This window comes from Pseudodesulfovibrio pelocollis, from assembly GCF_030282845.1.
GTDB lineage: Bacteria > Desulfobacterota > Desulfovibrionia > Desulfovibrionales > Desulfovibrionaceae > Pseudodesulfovibrio > Pseudodesulfovibrio pelocollis.
Genome location: NZ_JASTWE010000088.1, coordinates 1 through 3255 on the forward strand (window position 1 = coordinate 1; position 3255 = coordinate 3255).

General features: G+C 57.7%; 4 protein-coding genes and 1 pseudogene. 1 reads left to right on the forward strand and 4 read right to left on the reverse strand.

From position 1 onward, the window contains the following. Positions 1 to 3: 3 nt before the first annotated feature. The 3 genes and pseudogenes from QQS14_RS16180 to QQS14_RS16190 all read right to left on the reverse strand — a co-directional run bounded on the left by QQS14_RS16180 (position 4) and on the right by QQS14_RS16190 (position 1553). Positions 4 to 579 carry a MerR family transcriptional regulator gene (locus tag QQS14_RS16180; protein ID WP_285908055.1) on the reverse strand — a complete coding sequence of 192 codons (576 nt, stop codon included), beginning with the start codon at positions 577 to 579 and terminating at the stop codon, positions 4 to 6. A 171-nt stretch (positions 580 to 750) separates the two neighbouring features. Beyond that, a pseudogene (locus QQS14_RS16185) lies at positions 751 to 957 on the reverse strand (MerR family transcriptional regulator); the annotation flags it as partial. A gap of 155 nt (positions 958 to 1112) precedes the next feature. Continuing rightward, complete coding sequence (locus tag QQS14_RS16190; protein ID WP_285908052.1) at positions 1113 to 1553, reverse strand: hypothetical protein; 441 nt, start codon at positions 1551 to 1553, stop codon at positions 1113 to 1115. A gap of 451 nt (positions 1554 to 2004) precedes the next feature. Here QQS14_RS16190 and QQS14_RS16195 point away from each other — a divergent pair, with 451 nt between their 5' ends. Continuing rightward, positions 2005 to 2391, forward strand: coding sequence for a Ros/MucR family transcriptional regulator (locus QQS14_RS16195; protein WP_285908053.1), 387 nt, complete (start codon positions 2005 to 2007; stop codon positions 2389 to 2391). 34 nt (positions 2392 to 2425) lie between these two features. On the opposite strand, the gene QQS14_RS16200 is transcribed toward QQS14_RS16195, so the two are convergent. Beyond that, entirely contained in the window at positions 2426 to 3076 is a 651-nt protein-coding gene (locus QQS14_RS16200) for a TetR/AcrR family transcriptional regulator (protein ID WP_285908054.1), read from the reverse strand. Between the last annotated feature and the right edge of the window lie 179 nt (positions 3077 to 3255).

Here is a 3255-nt window from a genome sequence, read left to right on the forward strand (position 1 = left end):
AAATCAATCATTGAACACCGCCCTCAGTTGGCGAAACAGTGTCAGCAGGAGTGCGTCGGGCGCATCGTTGCCGTCGATGTTCAGGCGGATGATCTCGGTCACGGTATTGCCGCTCGGGGTCACGGTCCTGCGGGCAACGAGCACGATATTCTGCACGCGCCCGCGCGGCTTGTCCTCGGTGCGGACAACGAGCACCCAGTGGCCGTCCTGACGCCGCCAGGACGTCCCGACATCCATGGACTCCGACATCTTGCGTTCAATGAGCCGGACGAAATCTTCTAGGGAAAACGGCCTGCCACCCTTCCCCTGAACCCCCAGATACTCGCCCTCAGAGCGGATCACCAGCGGACTGGACAGGAACTCTGCCGGAGGAAAATCTATGCCGCCAGCAGAGGTGCGAGACGCCATGCGGCGACGCAACTCGGCAATCTCCGCCTCCAGGGCCGACACCTTGGTCGAGTACTCCCGCTCCACCTCGCGGCGATCCCGCCGCAGGGTATCCACCTCGTCCCGCAGCGATCGGATCTCGCTCCTAAACAGCGCCTGATTCTCCAGCGCGTCGGCGATTTTTTCGAGCACACCGCCAACCTCCCGGGAGCCCGCCCCCGGAACGCCATACCCGGCCGCGGCAGACCGCGCACATGGCTGGCGACCAGACTGATCATTTGATCGATCATTTGACTGATCATTCAACTGATCAAAGCACTGATCTCCAAGCAGGCTGCCAAACCTCAAGCTCAACTCTCGCTCGATTTGATCAACCGACCAATTGTCTGCAAACATTTCACGAATCCTCCTGAATATCTCGACAACCTCCGCCGGATACCGACGACGACGCCCATCGCTCCCGACAGAGGGGATGTAACGATGGAATTTGTCTTTGTAATACACGATAGTAGACGGCGGTATTCCCAACTGCCGCCCTACCTCGCGCAAACTGACAAACCTCTTGCTCATAGCAGACACATCCTACTGTTCACTGATCGTCAAAAAACCAATATGCCGAGAATCAAGCCGTGTCAACGATTTTTTGATCAACATTGATCACTCACCCAACAATAAGGGCGCGCCGACAATGTCGGCGCGCCCAAAACAGACCATGGTCTGGAAGGTTACTGTTCCAAATCAGCCCTGAGGGTCTGCAGTTCCTTGAGGACCCCCCGCATGACCGTACGCTGGGATTCGGAGTCGAGGGTCTCCCCCAGGTAGGCTGCCTTCATGGCCATCTCGTTGATCATGTCGTGGGCGATCATGCGCTTGACCTGCACGGGTATGTCCGACTGCATCTGGACCACCCGCTGGTCAAGGCTGGCCACATCCTCGCGGAGCGCGCCAAGGTGCTTCACCTCGTCGGAGAGCCCGGCAATGTTGCGATTCATGCCAAAAAAGAAAATCACGAGCAGCAGCACGGCCAAAAGCGACACGATCATCGCCACCTTGCTCATGTCCCTGTGTGCCTCGACCGAACCGGCGCGAACATCCTCGCCAGTGTCGGGGGTCTCTTCGTTTTTTACCCTTTCCAACTTGTGTACCTTGCCGTTTTCCAGCCCCATGAGTTTCTCCGTTGCAGTATGATGTCTGTCCGCGTTGGCCTTGGGAAAACAGACACTCCCAAGCAGGCGCGCAACCCCGGACCGCGCACGACTGTACGGCTCCACAAGGCCGCAGCGCGCGTGCCCAAGGGTTATTTGCTCCTCACCCCCTGCATACGTCAGCCGGGGCACCATGGCAAGCGGTGCGTCGTGAACAAGGAAAAGGAAACACCGCCATTGGAGAGGTGTTGTTGTAGCGAATCGTTTTACACCATGCGTTTGTGAAATCAATGTTGACAGACACAACGTTAATCGTGCTATAGATGGGCAAGGCGGTTGATGATCACCTTACTGACGTTGGTCATCTCCAAAGAACAATGGACGGCACACGCAGTGGGTTGCACCGAGTGCAAAGCCAAGCGGACGTCATGCCGAAAACCATGAATCTACCACAGAGAAAGGAGTCGGAACAATGGACGACCATTTGAAAGAAGCGCTGGAGATCGTCAAGGCACAGGCGGGCGTCAGGACCATGACCGAGGAAGAGATCACCTCAATGGTTCAGAAACTCGCGGCAGGCATCAAGGCCATCGCGGAAGACGGAAGCATCGAAATAGAGCCGGATGCCTCCCTGGACCCCAAAAAAGCGATTCGTGAAAAGACCATCCTCTGTTGCGTCTGCGGAAAGTCTTTCAAAATCCTCACCAAAAAGCATCTGTCCAGCCACGACCTCACCCCCGAGGAGTACCGTGAGAAGTTCGGCTACAAGAAGAAGCTCCCCCTGGTCTGCAAGTCCCTGCAGCGGGAGCGCCGCAAGAAGATGAAGGAGATGAAGCTCTGGACCAAGCGCGGCAAATAGCGACCACACAAACAGACTCCCCACGAAGCCCGGCTCAGTCCGGGCTTCGTCTTATCTGCCCGAGCACTCCTTCCATGATCTGGTCCACGGTCCGCTCTATCCGCTCCCAACCCTGTTCGGATTGTAGGTCCACGCCCCCAAGGGCGCTGTAGAACCTGGAGCGGACCGCAAGAAAGTTCATGGCCCCGGCCATGATGATGACAAGCGCCGTGACATCCACATCCTCCGGCGGATCCGCTCCCATCAGCTCGAAAAACTCCAACGCGCTCCTGGCCCGCACATCCTCCAGCGGTCTGGTCAACTCATTGCGCTCGACCCCCTCCCAGGCCAATATCTCAAGGGTCTGGGGACGCCGCAAGATGGCCTGCGCGTATCGCTTGAAAAAGAGGCTCATGAGCCGGTGCGGCGGCATGTCCCCCGCCCTGTCGCGGTTCTCTCCTATCAGTTCATCGGCACTGGGCCAGAAATGAACCGTCTCTCCATATGCTGCGATCAACCCGGGCAGACCGCCGAAATACCGGTAGATGAGCTTCTTGTCCACGCCAGCCTCACGGGCCACCTGATTGACCCCGAGATGCCGAAATCCCTCCTTGGCCAGTACCTTGCCCACCGCGTCGATCAACCGCTGCCGCGTGATCGTCCTGCTCCTGATGGGGACGACCTTTGGAACGAGGGTCAATGCCATGTCTTCACCTCCAGGCAGGAAGGGGTTAAAACACAATGTCTCATGAACCTGCCCGGCCGACAATGATTGAATCCGTCTGTGCCGATGCTGCTCGATGACAGTTCGCCAACAGCAGTTGCACTTGATGCCAACAGAAAACGCGAGGCAAGAGGGGACGCGGTGGCAGAGCTGATGAAGAT

Excerpts from the sequence above, each read along its gene's own strand:
- QQS14_RS16190 (WP_285908052.1), bottom strand. The coding sequence starts at position 1,553 with ATGGGGCTGGAAAACGGCAAGGTACACAAGTTGGAAAGGGTAAAAAAC.
- QQS14_RS16195 (WP_285908053.1), top strand. The coding sequence starts at position 2,005 with ATGGACGACCATTTGAAAGAAGCGCTGGAGATCGTCAAGGCACAGGCG.
- QQS14_RS16200 (WP_285908054.1), bottom strand. The coding sequence starts at position 3,076 with ATGGCATTGACCCTCGTTCCAAAGGTCGTCCCCATCAGGAGCAGGACG.